Source organism: Haemophilus parainfluenzae (genome assembly GCF_003253005.1).
Lineage (GTDB): Bacteria > Pseudomonadota > Gammaproteobacteria > Enterobacterales > Pasteurellaceae > Haemophilus_D > Haemophilus_D parainfluenzae_M.
Map to the genome: position 1 here is coordinate 156,062 of NZ_QEPZ01000005.1, position 19,584 is coordinate 175,645.

General features: G+C 41.1%; 15 protein-coding genes. 5 read left to right on the plus strand and 10 right to left on the minus strand.

The window, feature by feature from the left end:
* Nucleotides 1–133 precede the first annotated feature (133 nt).
* The 4 genes from DPV97_RS07465 to DPV97_RS07480 are packed head-to-tail and all read right to left on the minus strand — an operon-like array spanning nucleotide 134 to nucleotide 6,895.
* Nucleotides 134–1,366 (minus strand): MFS transporter, encoded by a 1,233-nt coding sequence (locus tag DPV97_RS07465; protein WP_070713238.1) that lies wholly within the window; start codon nucleotides 1,364–1,366, stop codon nucleotides 134–136.
* Nucleotides 1,323–3,119 (minus strand): ABC transporter ATP-binding protein, encoded by a 1,797-nt coding sequence (locus DPV97_RS07470; RefSeq protein WP_243585221.1) that lies wholly within the window; start codon nucleotides 3,117–3,119, stop codon nucleotides 1,323–1,325. The genes DPV97_RS07465 and DPV97_RS07470 overlap by 44 nt, the downstream gene beginning before the upstream one ends.
* On the minus strand, nucleotides 3,104–4,828 hold the full coding sequence (locus tag DPV97_RS07475) for an ABC transporter ATP-binding protein (RefSeq protein ID WP_070713233.1): 1,725 nt from the start codon (nucleotides 4,826–4,828) through the stop codon (nucleotides 3,104–3,106). Before DPV97_RS07475 ends, DPV97_RS07470 begins: the two co-directional genes overlap by 16 nt.
* 3 nt (nucleotides 4,829–4,831) lie before the next feature.
* The gene (locus DPV97_RS07480) at nucleotides 4,832–6,895 is read right to left on the minus strand and encodes a TonB-dependent receptor (RefSeq protein ID WP_070713231.1); all 2,064 of its coding nucleotides are present in this window, start codon (nucleotides 6,893–6,895) and stop codon (nucleotides 4,832–4,834) included.
* A 170-nt stretch (nucleotides 6,896–7,065) separates the two neighbouring features.
* Here DPV97_RS07480 and DPV97_RS07485 point away from each other — a divergent pair, with 170 nt between their 5' ends.
* Nucleotides 7,066–7,632 (plus strand): TetR/AcrR family transcriptional regulator, encoded by a 567-nt coding sequence (locus DPV97_RS07485; RefSeq protein ID WP_049375193.1) that lies wholly within the window; start codon nucleotides 7,066–7,068, stop codon nucleotides 7,630–7,632.
* A 53-nt stretch (nucleotides 7,633–7,685) separates the two neighbouring features.
* On the opposite strand, the gene DPV97_RS07490 is transcribed toward DPV97_RS07485, so the two are convergent.
* Nucleotides 7,686–8,576, minus strand: coding sequence for a VirK/YbjX family protein (locus DPV97_RS07490; protein ID WP_070713226.1), 891 nt, complete (start codon nucleotides 8,574–8,576; stop codon nucleotides 7,686–7,688).
* 234 nt (nucleotides 8,577–8,810) lie between these two features.
* Here DPV97_RS07490 and lon point away from each other — a divergent pair, with 234 nt between their 5' ends.
* The 4 genes from lon to serA all read left to right on the plus strand — a co-directional run bounded on the left by lon (nucleotide 8,811) and on the right by serA (nucleotide 14,447).
* Complete coding sequence (gene lon / locus DPV97_RS07495; RefSeq protein WP_070713223.1) at nucleotides 8,811–11,228, plus strand: endopeptidase La; 2,418 nt, start codon at nucleotides 8,811–8,813, stop codon at nucleotides 11,226–11,228.
* A gap of 49 nt (nucleotides 11,229–11,277) precedes the next feature.
* Nucleotides 11,278–12,426, plus strand: coding sequence for a radical SAM family heme chaperone HemW (gene hemW / locus DPV97_RS07500; protein ID WP_070713220.1), 1,149 nt, complete (start codon nucleotides 11,278–11,280; stop codon nucleotides 12,424–12,426).
* Between the two features lie 109 nt (nucleotides 12,427–12,535).
* Nucleotides 12,536–13,195 (plus strand): ribose-5-phosphate isomerase RpiA, encoded by a 660-nt coding sequence (gene rpiA / locus DPV97_RS07505; protein ID WP_070713217.1) that lies wholly within the window; start codon nucleotides 12,536–12,538, stop codon nucleotides 13,193–13,195.
* Nucleotides 13,196–13,214: 19 nt separating this feature from the next.
* Complete coding sequence (gene serA, locus DPV97_RS07510; protein WP_070713214.1) at nucleotides 13,215–14,447, plus strand: phosphoglycerate dehydrogenase; 1,233 nt, start codon at nucleotides 13,215–13,217, stop codon at nucleotides 14,445–14,447.
* Nucleotides 14,448–14,557: 110 nt separating this feature from the next.
* Here the strand turns inward: serA and hybE are convergent, their stop codons facing one another.
* From hybE to hybA, 5 genes are all read right to left on the minus strand, one after another.
* Nucleotides 14,558–15,067 carry a hydrogenase-2 assembly chaperone gene (hybE, locus tag DPV97_RS07515; protein ID WP_070713211.1) on the minus strand — a complete coding sequence of 170 codons (510 nt, stop codon included), beginning with the start codon at nucleotides 15,065–15,067 and terminating at the stop codon, nucleotides 14,558–14,560.
* Nucleotides 15,068–15,136: 69 nt separating this feature from the next.
* Entirely contained in the window at nucleotides 15,137–15,616 is a 480-nt protein-coding gene (locus tag DPV97_RS07520; protein ID WP_070713209.1) for a HyaD/HybD family hydrogenase maturation endopeptidase, read from the minus strand.
* A complete protein-coding gene (gene hybC, locus DPV97_RS07525; RefSeq protein WP_070713207.1) occupies nucleotides 15,616–17,325 on the minus strand; it encodes a hydrogenase 2 large subunit in 1,710 nt (569 codons plus the stop codon). The genes DPV97_RS07520 and hybC overlap by 1 nt, the downstream gene beginning before the upstream one ends.
* Complete coding sequence (hybB, locus tag DPV97_RS07530) at nucleotides 17,325–18,551, minus strand: Ni/Fe-hydrogenase cytochrome b subunit (RefSeq protein ID WP_005695037.1); 1,227 nt, start codon at nucleotides 18,549–18,551, stop codon at nucleotides 17,325–17,327. Before hybB ends, hybC begins: the two co-directional genes overlap by 1 nt.
* Nucleotides 18,544–19,584 (minus strand): hydrogenase 2 operon protein HybA, encoded by a 1,041-nt coding sequence (gene hybA / locus DPV97_RS07535; protein ID WP_070713205.1) that lies wholly within the window; start codon nucleotides 19,582–19,584, stop codon nucleotides 18,544–18,546. Before hybA ends, hybB begins: the two co-directional genes overlap by 8 nt.

The following is a 19,584-nucleotide window of genomic DNA, read 5'->3' on the forward strand; positions in this document are numbered from 1 at the left end:
TGATTTTTAAAAGAACGCAATAATAACGGGATGAGCAATCGTTTACCTGAATTAAATTCTATGTGGTGGGATTTAATTTAAAATTGATTTGTTCAGAAAAATTAGAGGTGTATAGCATTTGATTATTTCGCCTTTATGATTTTTGATTGTAGTTCTTAAAAAAGTACCAAATAGTAAATGCAATGATTGTCACAATCCAATATACCGTAACGTATCCCCATGTACTGATCAATCTGAGTGAAATAAAACCAGCTAAATATGCCCCTAGTAATGCAACAGAAAATTGTAGTGAACTATCCAATGTGGCATAAGTTTTAGATGAATAATCAAGGATAATAGCCAGCAAGCACGGCACAAGTAATGCGTAAGTAATACTTAATAATAAAATTGGTACGGCGATAAGATAAGGAAAATTCATACCAATATATTCAAATAAAATAAATAAGCAGAAGGCAAAAATTTGGCTAAATAATACCCATTGGGTGACGGAAACCCGAGAATATTTTTTGAGTAATAGACCACTTAGCGGCGCAAAGGCGATAGCACAAAGGGGTTCGAATATGGAAAGTAATAACCCAATGTGTTGGCTGCTCCAGCCCAAGGCATTTAGACGAGGAATGAAACTACTGACCACCATGCCACTAGGAATAAACACAAATGACAATAAAATCAACCAGCGAAATGAGATGTGCGGTTGTTGCCAAAAGTGGAAAAAGCGTGTGAATAAAAAACGCAATGGCGGATTTTTCGGTTCAGCGGCAACTGTAGGTTCGGAATATAGGCTGATTTGCAGAATCAACAGTAGTGCAAAAACACTCATTAAATCCACCGCACTTTGCCAGCCGTAATAATGGTAAATCAGTAACACCAAACCACCCCCAAACATTTTACCCACGCGTCCCGCGATCACCTGAATGACACCGCCAAAGCCTCGTTGCTCAAAAGGCAGGATCGCACAAGTTAATCCTAGTGTTGCACAACCGAAAAATAGACTGCTTAGGTTCAATAGCACACACGCCACCATAAGCAGTGCAAAATCTTGTTGAGGTTGGATGAAATGCAACATAAATAAGGCAATAAAAATGATTAGCGAGGAAAGCCATAACCAACCGCGAAATTGCCCGACGCGCTTGAGACGATAGCGTTCGATCAATGGTGAAACGATGAATTTCGCCATTTCCATTCCACCAAGCAAATAGAACCAACTAAGCTGTTTAAGATCGAACCCCATCTCTTTTAACATGGTGATGAGACCAATCATATAAAACGCTACTACGCAGAATTTAAAGCCGGCAGTTGTGGCAAGGATTGCCCAATCCTGCTTAGTGAGTGATGTTGCCTTGTTGGCATTGCCAAAACGCTGCATAACGTCCTTTTTGTTCTAAGAGTGTTTGATGCGTGCCTTGTTCGGCAATGCTGCCGTTTTCCAACACATAAATGCAATGCGCGCCCACAATGGTGGAAAGTCGGTGAGCGATAATCAACACGGTTTTGTCTTTAACCAGCTGATCCAACGCTTTTTGCACTGCCAGCTCATTGCGGGTATCCAACGATGCTGTCGGTTCATCTAAAATGAGAATCGGTGCGTCTTTTAAAATCGCTCGGGCAATCGCAAGTCGTTGCTTTTCACCGCCGGAAAAATTACTCCCAATTTCATTAACTTGCGTTTGATACCCTTGTGGTAATGCCTGAATAAAATCGTGGCATTGGGCTAGTTTACAGGCATGAATAACTTCTTCATCTGTAGCATTCGGTTTTGCCATTCGGATGTTATTTAATACGCTGTCTTGAAATAAATACACATCTTGAAACACCACAGAAATTAAGCGCATGAGCTGTTCTTGGCTAACATCCCGAATATCGATACCGCCGATCGTAATTCGCCCTGATTGCGGATCAGCATAACGCAACAACAAGCGAAGTAATGTTGTTTTACCGCAACCGCTGGTGCCCAAAAAAGCATTGAGGCTGTTAGGTTTTATGTCTAGATTAATGTCGTTTAGGATGTTTTTTTCAGCATTATAACCAAAGCGGACATGCTCATAGCGAATGCAATAATCTGTGGGTAATCTGCTGCCATGATTTTCCGCCAATTCAGGCAATGCCATCAGTTTTTCAAATTTTTCACAGCTAATCACAAAAATTTCTAAGAGCGAAGACATTTGCACAAAGAAGTTCAATACATCTGAAATTCGTGCAATTAAAATCAGCACCGTGGCTAACAATACCCAATGGGCGCTACCAGAAATCACCCAAAATGTACCAACAATTAATACCGCAATAAGACTTAATTGAATGCTTGAGGTAATAATCAAATTCGGACGTTCGCCTTTTTTAGTACCGATGCATTGAATGTTTGCCACATCTTCAATCACACGGTTGAAAATATGTTGTTTGTTTTCAGTTTGCCCTGTTGATTTCAGAATTTCCAAACCTTGCACAAACTCAATGGTTTCGCCTTTAAGTCGCTGATTAGCTTCTGCCAAAATACTAAATCCACGACGGAAAGCTTTTCTCCGCCATAAATAAAGTGGCACGATAAGCGGAAAAATAATGAAGATCAGCAGCCCAAAGCGGTAATCAAAGAAACAAAGACAAAGGGCGGCAGACACCGGTGTTACGATGCCGTAAATTAGAATACTAATTAAACTGAATGCGTAATTCGTCGCTTCATTAATACTTTGGATGGCAATGGCACTAAGTTCGCCTGCACGAAATCCACTGAGGACAGCAAGAGATACGCGGCGAAGTTTTTCGCCCAGTTGACGTCTTAATTGATATGTCGCCAAAAATGAATCGCCTTTGGTGTCATAATATTCCGCCCAAATTCGGAAAAGGAGGCTGGCGATTAAAAGCACGCCACACAAAACACTCCAAAAAATGACCGCACTTTGCCCTGCCTCGGTTTGTTCTAATGCCAAAAGCAGCGGATACAGTAAGCCGATAGCCACGCCGAATAAAATTGCAGACAGCGCCGCAAAAGCAAGACAGCGTAAGAATGCGCTTTGTTGCTGTTGGGCGGTGGCAAATAAGGCGTGATAAGTTTGCCATAGGCTTTTTACACGTTGAGTTTCGGGATTAAAGTAAGATTGCATAACGTTCTCTAATGTATCGTCCAAGATTTTGCCTGTTGATATTCCGCCCAAAGGGTTTGATAGGCGACATTGGTTTGCAACAAGGCTTTGTGATTGCCTTGACCAATGATTTTGCCGTTCTCTAAATAAATAATTTGATCGGCTTGGATAATGCTAGACAGGCGATGCGCCACCATGATCACTGTTTTATTTTGCATCAATGCATGAAATGCCTGCATTAAATCCGCCTCGTTTTTCGCATCGGAAAAAGCCGTGGGTTCGTCTAGCAATAAAATCGGGCGATTTTGTAAAAAGGCGCGGGCTATACTGATACGTTGTTTTTGTCCGCCTGACAATAATTGTCCGCGTTCACCCACTTTCGTTTGATATTGCTCCGGTAAGGTCATAATAAAGTCGTGAATACGGGCTTGTTTGGCGGCATTGATAATCGCTTCCTCCGTCACACTTTCTATACCGTAAGCAATGTTTTCGGCAATAGAGCAAGAAAATAAGAAATTATCCTGAAATACGACCGAACAATATTTCATAAGTTGATCCTGTTCCATATGACGAATATCAGCACCACCTAAGGTGATTTTTCCGCTATCGACATCCCAAAAGCGCAACAACAAATTGAGCAAGGTGGTTTTGCCAGAGCCTGAAGTGCCAATAATGGCAGTAAAACTATTTTGCGGCACGCTGAAGTTAATATTTTTCAGCGTCGCTTTGTCGGCATCATAGCTGAAATTAACCTGTTCAAATTGAACAGCATACCCCTTCGGCGTTTGTAACGGCAAAAGTGAGGTGGCATTTTCTAACGTTTTTATTTCGTTAATGCGTTCAATGGCGGCACGGGAGCGTTCTAACAAATGAAACAGCCCCATGTAAGGATGCATGGTTTCAATTAACCCGGCGGCTAACACTAAAAAGGCAAAAAAAACAAAGGTGGAAAGCAGCGCAAGCGAGTGTAAATACACGCCTAACACGATCAAAAACAACATGATCGGCATTGGCGTAAAGAGCGAACGGGCAAGACGTGTTGGAGCGCCTACTTTGGCTAAAAAAGCGAAGATGACCTGATTAAAATTTTCCAATGCGGTGCTAAAACGGCTGTACGAACTTTGTCCCGCATCAAAGGTGCGAATCGTGCTCATACCTTGAATATATTCAATAATCGCGCTATTGATTCGGCTCACGGCAGCACCGTAATCACGATAATTCAATCGACTTTTTTGCATTAACCGTTGCAGAATCGTAAATAGCACGACCAGGAAAATCACCACAGCCAATGCCATTTGCCAATTTAACCAAAATAATGCTGCCAACACAAAAATTGGTGTGGAATAAGCCTCCGCTTTAAGGGGGGGCGCATCGGCAACAAAGGTGTGCAATTCGTTTACGTCATCGCACAGCACTTTGGTTAAACCGCCTGAACCGATTTCATTGACTTTGCCTAACGATAATTGACTGATTTTTTTCGCAAGCTGTTGGCGTAGCATTTTTTCCAATTCAAAGGCTGCATAATGAGATTTGTCGTGCGCTTTAATTTTGCAGGTGTAATACAAAATGGACGTGACAAGCAGCGCGAAAATCTGCCAATAAGGAAACGTAAGAGATTGGCTGACGGTGAACACAATGTGGATCATCAAAAGCCAAATCCCGATTTTTAAGCCTTGCGCGAAGGTTGCCAACCACATTGAGGCGCGTAATTGCGCGGCAACAGGTTGGAAAATTTGTTGGTGTTGCTGACTCATTGCTTAAAATCTTAACTCGGTAGAAAGCCCAATTTGGCGTTCCGGCTGACGGGTAATGTCGCCTGAGCGCGGTACGAGTAAGATATCTTTGCGTGAGTTAAGCACGTTGTCGGCATAAAGCGTGATTCTGGCATTCTTAAAGTCGTACGCTAAATAAACATCAAATTGGTCATAATGCCCTACTTTACCATTGGCTAAGTTGTCGGCAGTGGAATAATAACTGCTGTTGTAGCTGTAATTGGTGCCAATTTCTAGGTGGTCAAGAAGACGATAATTGGCCCCCAGTTTTCCACTAAAACTTGGTGCACGAGCGAGTTTATTCCCTTCAATGCCGCTGTTTGGATAACGTTTGATATCGGTTTTTAACATCCCGATGCCTGCGTTGAGTGCCAGTTTCTCTGTGGCCTGCCATTCGGTATTGATTTCCGCACCATAGGTGACGACTTTATCGGCATTGCGGATCACGATGGAATTTGGACCAAGAGTGAACGGTAACTGCATGTCCTTGTAGTCGTTATAGAATAGGTTGCTGTTAATGCGTAGGCGTTTATCTGCGGATGTCCAACGATGATAAAGTTCGTAGTTCCAGACATATTCCGCGTCATATTCATAGCTGGTGTACGGCACACCGAAAGTTACACCGGCACCGCCCGGATTATAACCTTTACCTACTTTAAAGCCTAAGCGTTGATCATCGTTAATTTTCCATGCAATGTCTGCTTTAGGCAGGAAGACATTGTATTTTTTATCCCGGTTGATGGAAAACATCGCACTTTTGCCTTTACGCTGATGATGTTCCTGTTCATAGCGAGCAGAAAGCGTCAATTCAAACGGAATATCCGGTGTAAAGGTAATTTCACCAAAGGCCGCCTTGGTTTTCGTTTTATCATTAAAATTTGTCGTAATCGGCGTGCGAGCAATGCGTCCGTTGAGCATCGTAACACTTTCATCTTGTTTCGCATTGAAATAGAACAAACCGAATAACCCACGGTATTTTTCGTTTTCGTATTTTACAATGGGTTCAATTTGGAATTCATTGCCATCAACACGAGCCGGAACACCTCGACGATTTGGCGGCAATGCGGTGTTGAATGGCGAAGTTGTTTTTCTATCGTGAATAAAGTGGGTATAAACCAATTTATTTTCCCATTTCCAATGCTCTGAGAGTTGATAACCAATGTCCCAAATAGTGCTGGCAGAGCGTGTTTGGAATACCGGGCGTTCCGGCGTGTAACGTGGTGAATTAGGTTGTAACTCTGTTTCGCTTTGTGGTGCTCGCGCGTTTAAATGATTGAATGTTAAACGGCTATAGAGATCTGGCAACGCAGACGGAGTCCACAGTAATTTGGCGCGGGTATTGGTGGCTTTAAACCAACGCGGGTTGCCGACGGGATCGTAATGTGGTAAATCTACAGCAGTTTCGCGTTGTTGATGATCTACGCTTAAACGAAACGCCAATTCGTCTTTCACCACCGGGCCTGAAATCAGGGCAGCCGTTTGTGCCAATCGATGATTCCCCATATTTAATTTCGCTGCACCTTCCCATTCTTGCGTTGGGTCATTGCTGGTCATCACCACGGCGCCAGCAATAGCATTACGCCCTTGGGCATAGCTTTGTGCGCCACGATAAATTTCTACCTGTTTCATATCCCAGAGGGATTTTGTACCGAACGCCAGTTCGTTATAGCTGGAAGTTCTGCCGTCAATTTGCATATTTAGTCGTGGGCGTGAACCGGCAAAAAATGCCACCGCACCTACCGCCGGGCCGGACCCGTCAACGCCACGCACAGTAGGTAAGTCATTGCCCAAACCGGTGTCTAAAATATTCACATCGCGTTTTAATAATTGGGTCGCAGACAGTAAATTGGCTTCTCGTTTGAGTTGCTCAGCGGTTACCACGGAGGTGCTTGAACCGGTAGAAGATTGACTACGTTCAAATTTTTCACCGGTCACTGTGATTTCGTCTAGTACCGTGGTCTGCTGACTTTCTTCGGCATGGCTAGAAAAAGAATAGGCACTCATCAGGCAAAGGCTAATGAGGCTGAGTCGTGGGGATAACTTGTTCATGGGTTCTCCTAGGCTTTATTTTAGCTTAAAGTTTACACTTTTCTTATTAATTGATTAATAATGTAAACCTAACATAATTACAATACGAAAGTAAATAAGAATTTTTCTCAAATTTGATATTTGACAATTAAAGGCTTTCGGCTATGTTATTGCCTATTAAGGAGCGGATCATGAAAAAAGATATTTTTTTGAAACAGGTTGCCACTGAACTGTTTTATCAACAAGGCTGGAGATTAACTTCTATCGCAGAAATTTGTCGGGCAGCGGGGGTGAGTCGAGTGACGTTTTATAAATATTTCCCCACCAAGCAAGATTTAGTGAAATGTATTTTTGAAGAACAAAAAAATAATATGCGGTGGGAATTTGACAGGCTGTTAGCCACGGAGGCAGATTTAACCACGGTGATTCAGCAAATTTTGACGATGCAGCAAGAATCCATGGCCACGTTGTATTCTGCTGCCGTATTACATGATTTAAATCATGATCAAGATGAAACCTTACAGGCTTTTTTTCGGCAAATGTCACAAGAAAAATATCACTATATGCACTATTTTTTCAGTACGTTACAAAAACGCAAGATTATCCGCGATGATTTCCCTGTCATGTTAATTGATCTTTTTATTCAAAAAATAGATGAAATATTAAATTCTGCCAGCCTCCAATTCTACTATAAAGGAAGAGAGCAAAAGCTTTTTAAAGATGTATTACAACTTTTTATGTGTGGTATTCGATATTGATAGATTATTGTTTTTATATTTATTTTGTACTTAGCTTAAAAAGAAACACGGAATTAACCGTGTTTAGGTTCAAAATTTGAAATATTCTTGGACATTTCATCCAACATTTCATAACGTTTTCGGTACATAGAACGTTTTTTACTGGCAATTTCTTCCAATGCTTTGCGGGCGCTTTCAAGCGGTAATTGCCAATATTGACCATTTAATTGCCCTTGGTTTTCTTGCCAGAATTCATCGTAATTGAATAGAATTTTACTGCGAGCAGATAGGCGATATTTACCTTGTGAAGTGTGAGGAATACCGATTAATTCACATTGCCATTTTTCGGCTAATAAGCGGAAAACATTCATCAACATAAACATCGGGCGAACACCGTGTAATTCTTTTGTGGCTTGTTTTACGGCTTCTTGCGCTTCTTCATAAGAAGGACCTTGAATTGAAGCAATAAGTAACTTATTTGGCTTTAAAAAGGTGAAAGAAGCATCATAAATGCTACGCCCATCATTGTCTTTTAAGTTAATAGAAAAATAACCTTCAAAAGGGTCAATCTGGTTGATATTGAAATAAATACCAAGTTGATCTGTTAATTGTGATAATAAAAGGGATTTTTCTTGGAGTAGTTTTTGGCAAAATTTTACGCCCATTTTTTCTTCAAGCATTAACAGATTATTGGTAATGGCATTGAGTCGCTCAGTTGCAGAAAAACGTTTATCGCAATAGGTCGCGAGCAATGCATTAAAACGATATGGATTTTGTTGAAAAAGCGGAATCCAAGTTTGGTTTGTATTTAAGAAATTAACTAATGCATCACATTGTTTTTTAAATAAAAATTTTCGTCCGTAATAACGGGCTTTATCCCTTAATTGTTTTTTTAATGGATGATTACAAGAATCGGGCAGTAATTCTTGAAAGGTCGCGAAAGTAATAGCTTGTTTTGTTGTCATAATGGATAAAGTGCGGTTATTTTTTCAAACGTTTTTATTAAGTAAAATCATACTGATTTTTGACCGCACTTATTGTACCTGTATTCCATAGTTTTTCCAATTAAGCATCAATAAAGGTGGTTCTTTACTTGCCTATTTTTCGATTTATCCTTAATATGCCAAATCCTACCTTGAATTTATGCAACTCATCCCCATATTCAATGAAATTATAGAATTGATGTAAGAGAGATAACTATGAACGCCAAAAGAACTCAACAACGTACACTTCCTGTATTGCCATTACGGGATGTCGTCGTTTTCCCTTATATGGTGATGCCACTTTTTGTTGGGCGCGCAAAATCCATTAGCGCCCTTGATGAAGCCATGAATGAGGGCAAACAATTATTATTGGTGTCACAAAAGCAGGCTGATTTAGAAGAACCTACCGTTGATGATGTATTCGATGTCGGGACGATTGCCAATATTATTCAATTATTAAAATTGCCAGACGGCACTGTGAAAGTGTTGGTGGAAGGGCAACAACGCGCGAAAATCAATCAATTAAATGATGGTGAAGATCATTTTTCTGCGGAAGTCACGCCGATTGAAACCACGTTTGGCGATGAAAAAGAATTAGATGTGGTGAAGGCAGCCGTTTTAAATGAATTTGAAAACTATCTGCAACTCAATAAAAAAATTCCCGCAGATGTTTTAGGTGCACTTCAACGCATTGATGATGCCGATCGTTTAGCAGATACCATGGCTGCACATATTCCTGTAACTGTTCGCCATAAACAAAGCGTGTTAGAACTGGCTGATGTGCAAGAGCGTTTGGAATACTTGCTCGGTATGATGGAATCTGAAGCGGATATTCTTCAAGTTGAAAAACGTATCCGTGGCCGTGTGAAAAAACAAATGGAGAAAAGCCAGCGTAACTATTATCTTAGCGAACAAATTAAAGCGATTCGCAAAGAAATGGACGAAGGTGAAAGTGAAGATACCATCGATGAAGTTGAGCAACTTCGTCAAAAAGTTGAAGCGGCAGGTATGCCAGCAGATGTGCGTGACAAAGTAGAAAGTGAGTTGCAAAAACTCAAAATGATGTCAGCGATGTCGGCTGAAGCGACAGTGGTGCGAAGCTATGTTGAGTGGATGCTTCAAGTGCCATGGCATAAACGTACCAAAGTGAAGAAAGATATCGCAAAAGCTCAACAGGTTTTAGATGCGGATCACTACGGTTTAGAGCGAGTAAAAGAACGCATTTTAGAGTACCTTGCGGTACAAGCTCGCTTAAACAAAATCAAAGGCCCAATCCTTTGCTTAGTAGGACCACCAGGGGTAGGTAAAACCTCACTAGGTCAATCTATTGCCAATGCAACAGGACGTAAATATGTGCGTATAGCATTAGGCGGGGTACGTGATGAAGCAGAAATTCGCGGCCACCGTAAAACCTATATCGGTGCATTGCCGGGTAAATTGATTCAAAAAATGGCAAAAGTTGGTGTAAAAAACCCACTCTTCTTGCTTGATGAAATTGATAAAATGTCTTCGGATATGCGTGGTGATCCAGCATCAGCCTTATTAGAAGTGCTTGATCCTGAACAAAATACCACCTTCAATGATCACTATCTTGAAGTGGACTATGATTTGTCTGATGTGATGTTTGTGGCAACCTCAAATTCCATGAATATTCCAGGCCCATTGCTAGATCGTATGGAAGTCATTCGTCTTTCTGGTTATACCGAAGATGAAAAACTCAATATTGCGATGCAACATTTATTACAAAAACAAATTGAACGTAATGGATTGAAAAAAGGCGAATTAACCATCGAAGAAAATGCCATTTTAGATATTATCCGTTATTACACCCGTGAAGCCGGTGTGCGTGGATTAGAGCGTGAGATTTCTAAAATCTGTCGTAAAGCAGTGAAGAATTTATTGGTAAACCCAAAAGTGAAATCTATTACCGTTAATTCAGACAACTTGCATGACTATCTGGGTGTGAAACGTTTTGAATTTGGTAAAGCGGATACCCAAAACCGTGTGGGCGAAGTAACAGGCCTTGCGTGGACTGAAGTGGGCGGTGACTTACTAACCATTGAAACTGCTTCAGTAGTAGGTAAAGGCAAATTGACCTTCACTGGTTCATTAGGCGATGTGATGAAAGAATCTATCCAAGCAGCGATGACCGTAGTCCGTGCACGTGCTGAAAAATTGGGTATCAATTCTGAATTCCATGAAAAACGTGATATTCACATTCACGTGCCAGATGGCGCAACACCGAAAGATGGTCCAAGTGCAGGTATCGCAATGTGTACCGCATTAGTTTCTTGCTTAACGGGTAACCCTGTGTGTGCTGATGTCGCGATGACAGGTGAGATCAGCCTACGCGGTAAAGTATTACCAATTGGCGGATTGAAAGAAAAATTACTTGCGGCACATCGTGGTGGCATTAAAACCGTATTGATTCCAAAAGATAACGTGAAAGATTTGGAAGAAATTCCAGATAACGTAAAAGAAAATCTTGCGATTCATGCGGTAGAAACCATTGATGAAGTGTTAGGCTTAGCGTTAGAAAATCCACCAGAAGGTATTGAATTCGTGAAAGTGGAAACGAAAGCGAAAGCACCTCACCGTAAAGCTGCGACTAAAACAGCAAGAGCGGTCAATTAATGACTTATTTTTTAGGGCTTGTGAAAACAAGCCCTTTTGACTTTTAATTATGCAAAAATTTCCCCCTCTTTCCCTTTATGTGCATATTCCCTGGTGTGTGCAGAAATGTCCTTATTGTGATTTCAATTCGCATGCACAGAAAGGCACAATTCCTGAACAAGAATATGTGCAACATCTGATAGCCGATCTTGAGGCAGACTTAGAGAAATATCAGGCTAGTATTCAATATCGTTCACTTCATTCAATTTTTATTGGTGGTGGCACGCCGAGTTTATTTTCAGCGGAAAGTATCAAGTTGTTATTGGCAGAAATTCAACATCGCATTCCTTTTTCAGAGAATATTGAAATCACCATGGAAGCTAATCCTGGCACTGTGGAAGCGGAGCGTTTTAAAGGCTATGTGGATGCTGGTGTAACACGTATTTCCATGGGTATCCAAAGTTTTAATGACGATAAATTACAACGTTTAGGGCGTATTCATAATGCGGAGGAAGCTAAAAGTGCGGTCAGTTTGGCAAAAGTTTCAGGCTTGAAAAGTTTCAATTTGGATTTAATGCACGGTTTGCCAAACCAAACTCTTGCAGAAGCGCTAGATGATTTGCGACAAGCCATTGAGCTTGCTCCACCACACCTTTCTTGGTATCAGCTCACCATTGAACCCAATACCATGTTTGCTTATCGTCCCCCTACATTGCCGGATGATGATGAGCTTTGGGATATTTTTGAGCAAGGCCACCAGCTTTTAACCGAAGCGGGTTATCAACAATATGAAACATCCGCTTATGCGAAACCGGGCTTTCAATGTCAGCACAATCTGAATTATTGGCGATTCGGGGATTATTTGGCGATAGGCTGTGGTGCACATGGAAAACTGACTTTTCCTGATGGCGATATTTTACGTTTTTCTAAAACAAAGCATCCAAAAGGCTATTTGCGTGGTGAATACCTTTATGAAGAAAAAAACGTGGAAAAAAATGACCGCGCTTTTGAATTTTTCATGAATCGTTTTCGTTTATTGGAAGCTGTACCAAAACAAGAGTTTGAACATTACACGGGGCTTTCGCAAAGTGCGGTCAAAAATCAAATTGATTTTGCGATCCAGCAGAATTATATTGTGGAAACACCTGATTTTTGGCAGATCACTGAACACGGTAAATTGTTTTTAAACGAACTATTAGCGCTTTTCTTAGATGAATAAAATTTTTTCATCATCACGAATAAATTTTTACACTTGTTTATTTAATAGGGTCGTATTAAAGTAAAGCAAACGTTTACGTCATTATTTAAAATTTAAAAGGGACAGAGAAATGGATCAATTAGAAATGAAAAAATTAGCGGCACGCGCAGCGTTAAAATATGTTAAGCCCGAGACCATTGTTGGCGTGGGAAGTGGTTCAACAGTGAATTGTTTTATTGAAGCCTTAGGTGAATTAAAAGATCAAATTCAAGGCGCAGTAGCGGCATCTAAAGCCTCAGAAGAATTATTGCGTAAACAGGGCATTGAAGTGTTTAGTGCTAACGATGTATCCAGTTTAGATATTTATGTGGATGGCGCTGATGAAATTAATCCACAAAAAATGATGATTAAAGGTGGTGGTGCAGCATTGACTCGCGAAAAAATTGTGGCCGCTTTAGCGAAAAAATTTATTTGTATCGTTGATTCTAGTAAACAAGTGGATGTGTTAGGTAGCACATTCCCATTGCCAGTAGAAGTGATTCCAATGGCACGTTCACAAGTTGGTCGTAAATTAGTTTCTCTTGGTGGCGCCCCAGAATATCGTGAAGGCGTGGTGACTGATAACGGCAACGTGATTTTAGATGTACATAACTTCGCTATCTTAAATCCAGTGGAAATGGAAAAAGAATTGAATAATGTTGCAGGTGTAGTAACAAACGGTATTTTTGCCTTACGTGGGGCGGATATTGTGATTGTTGGTACACCAGACGGCGCAAAAATTATTGATTAATAAAAATAAGGAAGCAAACATGACAAACAAAGTCTCACTCGACAAATCAAAAATTAAATTTGTGCTATTAGAGGGCGTGCACCAAAGTGCATTAGATACCTTACATGCGGCTGGCTACACCAACATCGACTTTTACAAAAAAGCCTTAGATGGTGATGAGCTAAAAGAAGCGATTAAAGATGCGCATTTTATTGGCTTACGTTCACGTACCCAATTAACTGCAGAAATGATTGAAGCTGCGCCGAAGCTTATTGCTATTGGCTGTTTTTGTATCGGAACCAATCAAGTGGATCTTAATGCAGCAAAAATGCGTGGGATTCCGGTATTTAATGCACCGTTCTCTAATACACGCTCTGTGGCTGAATTAGTGTTAGGTGAGATTTTGCTCTTAATGCGCAATATTCCTCAAGCGAATGCAGATGTGCATCGTGGTTTATGGAATAAATCGGCAGTGGGCTCTCATGAAGTACGTGGTAAAAAATTAGGTATCGTGGGTTACGGCCATATCGGTTCGCAATTAAGTATTATTGCGGAATCTTTAGGGATGGACGTGTATTTCTACGATATCGAAAATAAATTGCCATTGGGTAATGCAAAACAATTGCACACACTTGAAGAGTTATTGGGGTCTTGTGATGTGATCTCACTTCATGTACCTGATTTACCTTCAACCCGTAATTTAATGAGTGCTGAACGTATTGCACAGTTAAAACAAGATTCTATTTTGATCAATGCGGCACGTGGTACGGTAGTAGATATTGATGCTTTAGCAGCAGCGCTTGAGCAAGGTAAGGTTCGTGGGGCAGCAGTTGACGTATTCCCTGTTGAACCTGCTTCAATCAATGAAGAGTTTGTTTCACCATTACGTAAATTTGATAATGTGATATTAACCCCGCATATCGGTGGTTCAACCGCGGAAGCGCAAGAAAACATTGGTTTTGAAGTGGCGGGTAAATTTGTGAAATATTCTGATAATGGCTCAACCCTTTCTTCCGTGAATTTTCCAGAAGTATCTTTACCAGAACACGTTGGCACAAAACGTTTACTCCATATTCACGAAAACCGTCCTGGTGTATTAAACAAACTGAACCAAATTTTTGTCGAAGCCAATCTCAATATTGCAGCGCAATATCTGCAAACCGATCCGAAAATTGGTTATGTTGTGGTAGATGTTGAAACAGATGATGCATCACCATTGTTAGCCAAACTCCGTGAGATTGAAGGCACAATTAAAGCACGTGTGTTGTATTAATGTGAAAAATTAAGCAAAAATTGACCGCACTTTGTGCGGGATGCAAAGCAAAATGGGCAAAGTAAGTTATTTTACTTTGCCCATTTTTATTAGTTAGTTGTAGCTTACATTTATTTGATCATAGCCTTAAATAGATTACGACGATCAGCATTAAATGTCGGCTGTGCGGTTGGGATGGATAAAACCATACGCAAACAATCCTGTGTGAGTTGAACCGCTTGTTCATTAGTCAGATTCGGGTCGAGCGGTGAATGTAAGGAACAACTTAAATATTGCGGTACATTTTCAAGACTACTAACAGTGAAAGTAAGTGCTTTGTAAGGCAGTTGTACAGTGAGTTTATCACCTAATTCACGTGGTTCCCATTGTTGTTGAGGACCCGGTAGAATCACTACGCTCATCATCCATGGGGTTAATACTGTGCCGATCCATTGATCTTCAAATAAAACAAATTTAGGGCAGAAACACTCGATGCCTTTGTGATAAAAAGGAAGATCTTGCATTTCGGGCACAATGTTTTTCATTTCAGTCAGGAAAATATCTGTTGGGTTTTCTTCAAAGCCAGTGACAGAGGTTAAAAGTGCGGTCGAATTTTGTGGTGTTTTTTCGTGTCGATACATGGTTTATTTTTCAATATTAATAAGATTAAAGCATAGCAGGTGAAATCTTAAAGAAAGTTCCCCTCTTTTCTAAAGAGGGGAGTCTAGATTTAAGCCGTATTCCTTAATGACTTGATTTAACGTTTCAAAAACCTTTGGCAACACGTTTTGTATTGTTTCTGTCAAACCAATTCCAGATTCTAGCGATTCTGGTTGGATGCCGATGAGACAAAGGTGTTTTGGGAATTCGTCCGTTAATTTCATTGCAGAAAGTACATCACAAATGCCGAGTTGGTGTGGTGAAATTTTGCGAGAGAAAAAGGTGGGCACTTGCTCGTCATGTAACACGACAATCTCACCAGGCTGTTTACTAGCAAGCACAGCATCGACAATAATCAAATGCTCGCGATTTGCCATCGCATCCAGTAATTCCATGCCACAAGTACCACCATCGATGATGTCAAAGTGCGGTTGAATTTCAGGACGTTTTTCAAGCTCCTGCACCACGCGCACACCGACACCTTCATCACTTAACAAAATATTGCCGACACCAAGAATTAACGGCTTCATTACAACACCTTCACTTCAGTTACTTCACCGTTTTCGGTATTAACTACATGTACGGCGCAGGACATACAAGGGTCGAATGAGTGAATGGTTCGAACCACTTCCAATGGTTTAGTCGGATCTGCCACCGGTGTACCAATAATGGAAAGCTCATAAGGACCCATTTGGTCTTGTTCATTACGCGGACCGGCATTCCATGTGGATGGTACAACCGCTTGATAGTTTTCGATGCGACCGTCTTTGATCACAACCCAGTGAGAAAGCATACCACGTGGTACTTCACCGAAACCAACACCACGGAATTCACCGTTTGCTGGAATATCTGTTTTGATATAAGCTGTCATATCACCTTTAGCGATATTATCAATGAGCATTTGCCATTGAGCGCTTAAAATGTCGTTGATCGCACAGCAATGCACGGTACGACCGATAATACGTCCAAGGGTAGAATGTAATTGATCGGTGGTTAAAGTATTACCGGTCAATTTTTCATAAATGCCTTTTAATTCATTGAAGTGGTTGACAGTTGGTGTGTCATTCGAAGCCAAACCACACATTAAATAGGCGAGAGGGCCTACTTCGACAACTTTACCGTAGAAGGTTGGTGCTTTTACCCAAGAGTATTTACCGTCATCTTGCCAGCCGGTATATTTCGGACGAGTTAAGCCAGCCCAAGGTTCTAATGGCTCATCATCTTCGTACCAAGCGTGTTTACCACTTTCTTTAATACCTTTTACAACGAACTCATCTTTTTGTTGGTCGATTGCACGGAAAGTGGATAAATCGCCGTTTTCGATATAACCACCTTTCAACATGAATTTAGAGTTATCTGCATCAATTGGGTATTCTGGCACAGATAAGTAGTTACCTGATGTTTTACCAAGACTTAACCATTCAGGATAGTAGGCCGCAAATACTGCCGCATCTACTTTATACACTTGGTTAATGAAGTCAGTTAAGCGATCGATACAAGCTTTCACGAACATGAGACGTTCTTGGTTTAGTACCGCTTGGGAATCTAAGTTAATTGGGTTTGCTACGCCACCAATCGCCAAGTTTTGAATATGTGGTGTTTTACTACCGAGTAATGCCACTACGCGGTTAGCATCACGTTGACATTCAAGAGCTTGCAAATAGTGTGCGACGGCAATGAGGTTGACTTCTGGTGGAAGTTTCATTGCAGCATGACCGAAGTAACCGTTAGCGAAAATACCAAGTTGTCCGCTATCCACTAATGCTTGGATTTTTTTCTGTACGTTGCGGAATTCGTTAGCACTGTTTAATGACCATGTAGAGACACCTTTTAGCATATCTGCCGCTTTTTCAGGATCAGCTTTTAGCGCAGCGGTGATATCCACCCAGTCCATCGCAGAGAGTTGATAGAAATGCACGATATGGTCGTGAATGCTGTGTGCAGCAAGAATCATGTTACGAATGTACTGTGCATTGACGGGGACTTTAGCACCGATAGCATCTTCTACGGCTCGTACGCTGATAATCGCGTGAACTGTAGTACATACGCCACAGATACGTTGCATAATCATCCATGCATCACGTGGGTCGGCACCTTTTACGATATTTTCCATACCGCGCCACATGGTACCTGATGACCAAGCATTGGTGACAACACCGTTTTCAATTTCGCAATCAATACGTAAATGCCCCTCAATACGGGTAATTGGGTCAATTGAGATACGTTTTTTTTCTGACATTATTCTGCTCCGCTAACTTTTTTGCTGAATGCCGCTTTTTCGGCAATAATTTTTTCTGAGTCTTCAGTATGTTTTTCTTTAAATACCGGTAATACAGGGAATAAACGAATGATTAAAATATAGGCACATACTTCAATCGAAACGAAACCGATTGAAATAAGCAATTCTTCCGCAGATGGGAAATATTGATAGCCGTTGCCAGGATTATACATGATAAGCGAGTAGTTCATACGCCATAATGCTGCACCGAGTAACATGCTTAATGCCGAAATAAATAACCAACGGGAATCTGATTTTTTCTCCCCAAGGAAGAGTGTTAGTAATGGTAATACCATCAACCAGACTTCCATCCAGAACATCCATGCTTCAAATTTAGTTAATTTATCGAAACCTACAACCATTTGCAGTTTGTCGTGATAAATCAACTCACCAAAACGCACCGCTAAGAAACAGAAAATTAATCCTGCGGTAACGCGAGCCAATTGAGTAAATAAATGACGTTCATCTGGTGTTTTTCCTGCAAGACCCGCTTTAACTAAAGAACCTTCAAAAATCACAATAGAGAAGCCCATAATGAAAGCAGTCAGCAAGGAGAGAATTGGTAGCGCTTCATAGCTTTGCCATACCGGATGGACTTTGTGACCAGCTACAATCATCAAGGAACCCATTGAAGATTGGTGCATCATTGGTAACAAGGCACCTAAGGCGATAATGAAAAACATGATTTTATTCAGTTTATTAAACCATTTTTTCAAGCCGAAGAAACCAAGCCATACAGGGGCAAATTCTAGGGTCACCACGATGATATACACTGTCATACAAAATGCCGTTTCAAATAGAACGGAATTCGTGTTGAACTGGCCTGGAATGTAGAAATACGGTAAATGCCAATAACGTCCCATATCAATGGTGATAGATAAACCACCAAGGGAATAGCCGAATAAACTTGCAAGCAATGCTGGGCGAACAAGAGCGTGATATTTCCCTTTATTGAAAATATACACGGTCCAAGCGAGGGCCCAACCGCCACAGGCAAATCCTGTACCGACAAGTAAGTCAAAGGCAATCCATAAACCCCAAGGATAACCGCCATTAAGTGCGGTCACAGAACCAATACCGAAAACCAAACGTTTTAAAATTAATAAAACGCAAAGCACAGCAAGTGGTGCAAAAAAGAGAATTGCGGCAGAAACAAGGCGACCGCCTACCGGACGTGGATTACTCATGATGCTCATCCTCCGCTTCTTCGATTTCCTTGCGTGCCTGACGCATGGCTTCTTTTTGTGCTGCAATACGCTCAGCGATTTTATCGCCATGCATATTTTTGTAAGTCATAAAGGTTAAACCGGCAAGTGCGACTAATGGCAATGCTAAACCGCGATACAAGAAGTGTTGTAAATGCGCCGCACGAGAACCTGTCGCGACTTCATCTAAGTCTGGTAAACCAAGGTTAGCAAAAGGTACACCACTTAAGGCGAGCACCTGTGTACCACCACCTTCTTTTTCACCGTAGATATGATATTGATATGCCGGCACGGTTGCACGGTATTTATCTGTGCTATTGACGTGTTGACGTGGGTAATCATATTCAGTACCACGTAATAAGCTTAAACGACGTTTTGCTTCCGCCAATAATTCTTCACGTGTACCAAAAATAATGGCACCAGTCGGACAAACATGACAGCAACCAGGTAATTCACCTTTATCTAAGCGTTCAACGCCTTTTTGGTTACAGAGTTCACATTTGCTGATTTCACCGAATGGATTGTCGTAGTCGTATTTTGGTACATCAAATGGACAACCCACCATACAATAACGGCAACCGGTACAAATATCCGGATCGTATTTTACGATACCGGTTTTGGGATCTTTGGTAAGTGCTTGAACAGGGCAAACGGCAACGCAGTTAGGATCAACGCAATGCATACATTGTTTTTTCACATAAGCATAGCCGTTTTCTGTTTTGTCTTTATTTGTGCCGTCGCCATCACTCCATACTTGAATAATGTTACGAGTAAATGGAGTGAGTTTATCGTTATTTGACCAAGTTTGATCACCTTTCGGATTTACTGGTGTATGGTTTACGTTTTGACATTCAGCCACGCATGCTTGACAACCTACACAAAGGGTAGAGTCGTAAAGCATTCCTAGTGCGCCGGGAATAGGCTCAACCGCTTCTGATGCCTGTACATTTGGCACAGGCAAAGTAGATGCGATTCCGCCAAGCATACCCGCTTTTAGAAATTTTCGTCTATCCAT

Excerpts from the sequence above, each read along its gene's own strand:
- DPV97_RS07465 (WP_070713238.1), bottom strand. The coding sequence starts at position 1,366 with ATGCAGCGTTTTGGCAATGCCAACAAGGCAACATCACTCACTAAGCAG.
- DPV97_RS07475 (WP_070713233.1), bottom strand. The coding sequence starts at position 4,828 with ATGAGTCAGCAACACCAACAAATTTTCCAACCTGTTGCCGCGCAATTA.
- DPV97_RS07480 (WP_070713231.1), bottom strand. The coding sequence starts at position 6,895 with ATGAACAAGTTATCCCCACGACTCAGCCTCATTAGCCTTTGCCTGATG.
- DPV97_RS07485 (WP_049375193.1), top strand. The coding sequence starts at position 7,066 with ATGAAAAAAGATATTTTTTTGAAACAGGTTGCCACTGAACTGTTTTAT.
- DPV97_RS07490 (WP_070713226.1), bottom strand. The coding sequence starts at position 8,576 with ATGACAACAAAACAAGCTATTACTTTCGCGACCTTTCAAGAATTACTG.
- lon (WP_070713223.1), top strand. The coding sequence starts at position 8,811 with ATGAACGCCAAAAGAACTCAACAACGTACACTTCCTGTATTGCCATTA.
- hemW (WP_070713220.1), top strand. The coding sequence starts at position 11,278 with ATGCAAAAATTTCCCCCTCTTTCCCTTTATGTGCATATTCCCTGGTGT.
- rpiA (WP_070713217.1), top strand. The coding sequence starts at position 12,536 with ATGGATCAATTAGAAATGAAAAAATTAGCGGCACGCGCAGCGTTAAAA.
- serA (WP_070713214.1), top strand. The coding sequence starts at position 13,215 with ATGACAAACAAAGTCTCACTCGACAAATCAAAAATTAAATTTGTGCTA.
- hybE (WP_070713211.1), bottom strand. The coding sequence starts at position 15,067 with ATGTATCGACACGAAAAAACACCACAAAATTCGACCGCACTTTTAACC.
- DPV97_RS07520 (WP_070713209.1), bottom strand. The coding sequence starts at position 15,616 with ATGAAGCCGTTAATTCTTGGTGTCGGCAATATTTTGTTAAGTGATGAA.
- hybC (WP_070713207.1), bottom strand. The coding sequence starts at position 17,325 with ATGTCAGAAAAAAAACGTATCTCAATTGACCCAATTACCCGTATTGAG.
- hybB (WP_005695037.1), bottom strand. The coding sequence starts at position 18,551 with ATGAGTAATCCACGTCCGGTAGGCGGTCGCCTTGTTTCTGCCGCAATT.
- hybA (WP_070713205.1), bottom strand. The coding sequence starts at position 19,584 with ATGGATAGACGAAAATTTCTAAAAGCGGGTATGCTTGGCGGAATCGCA.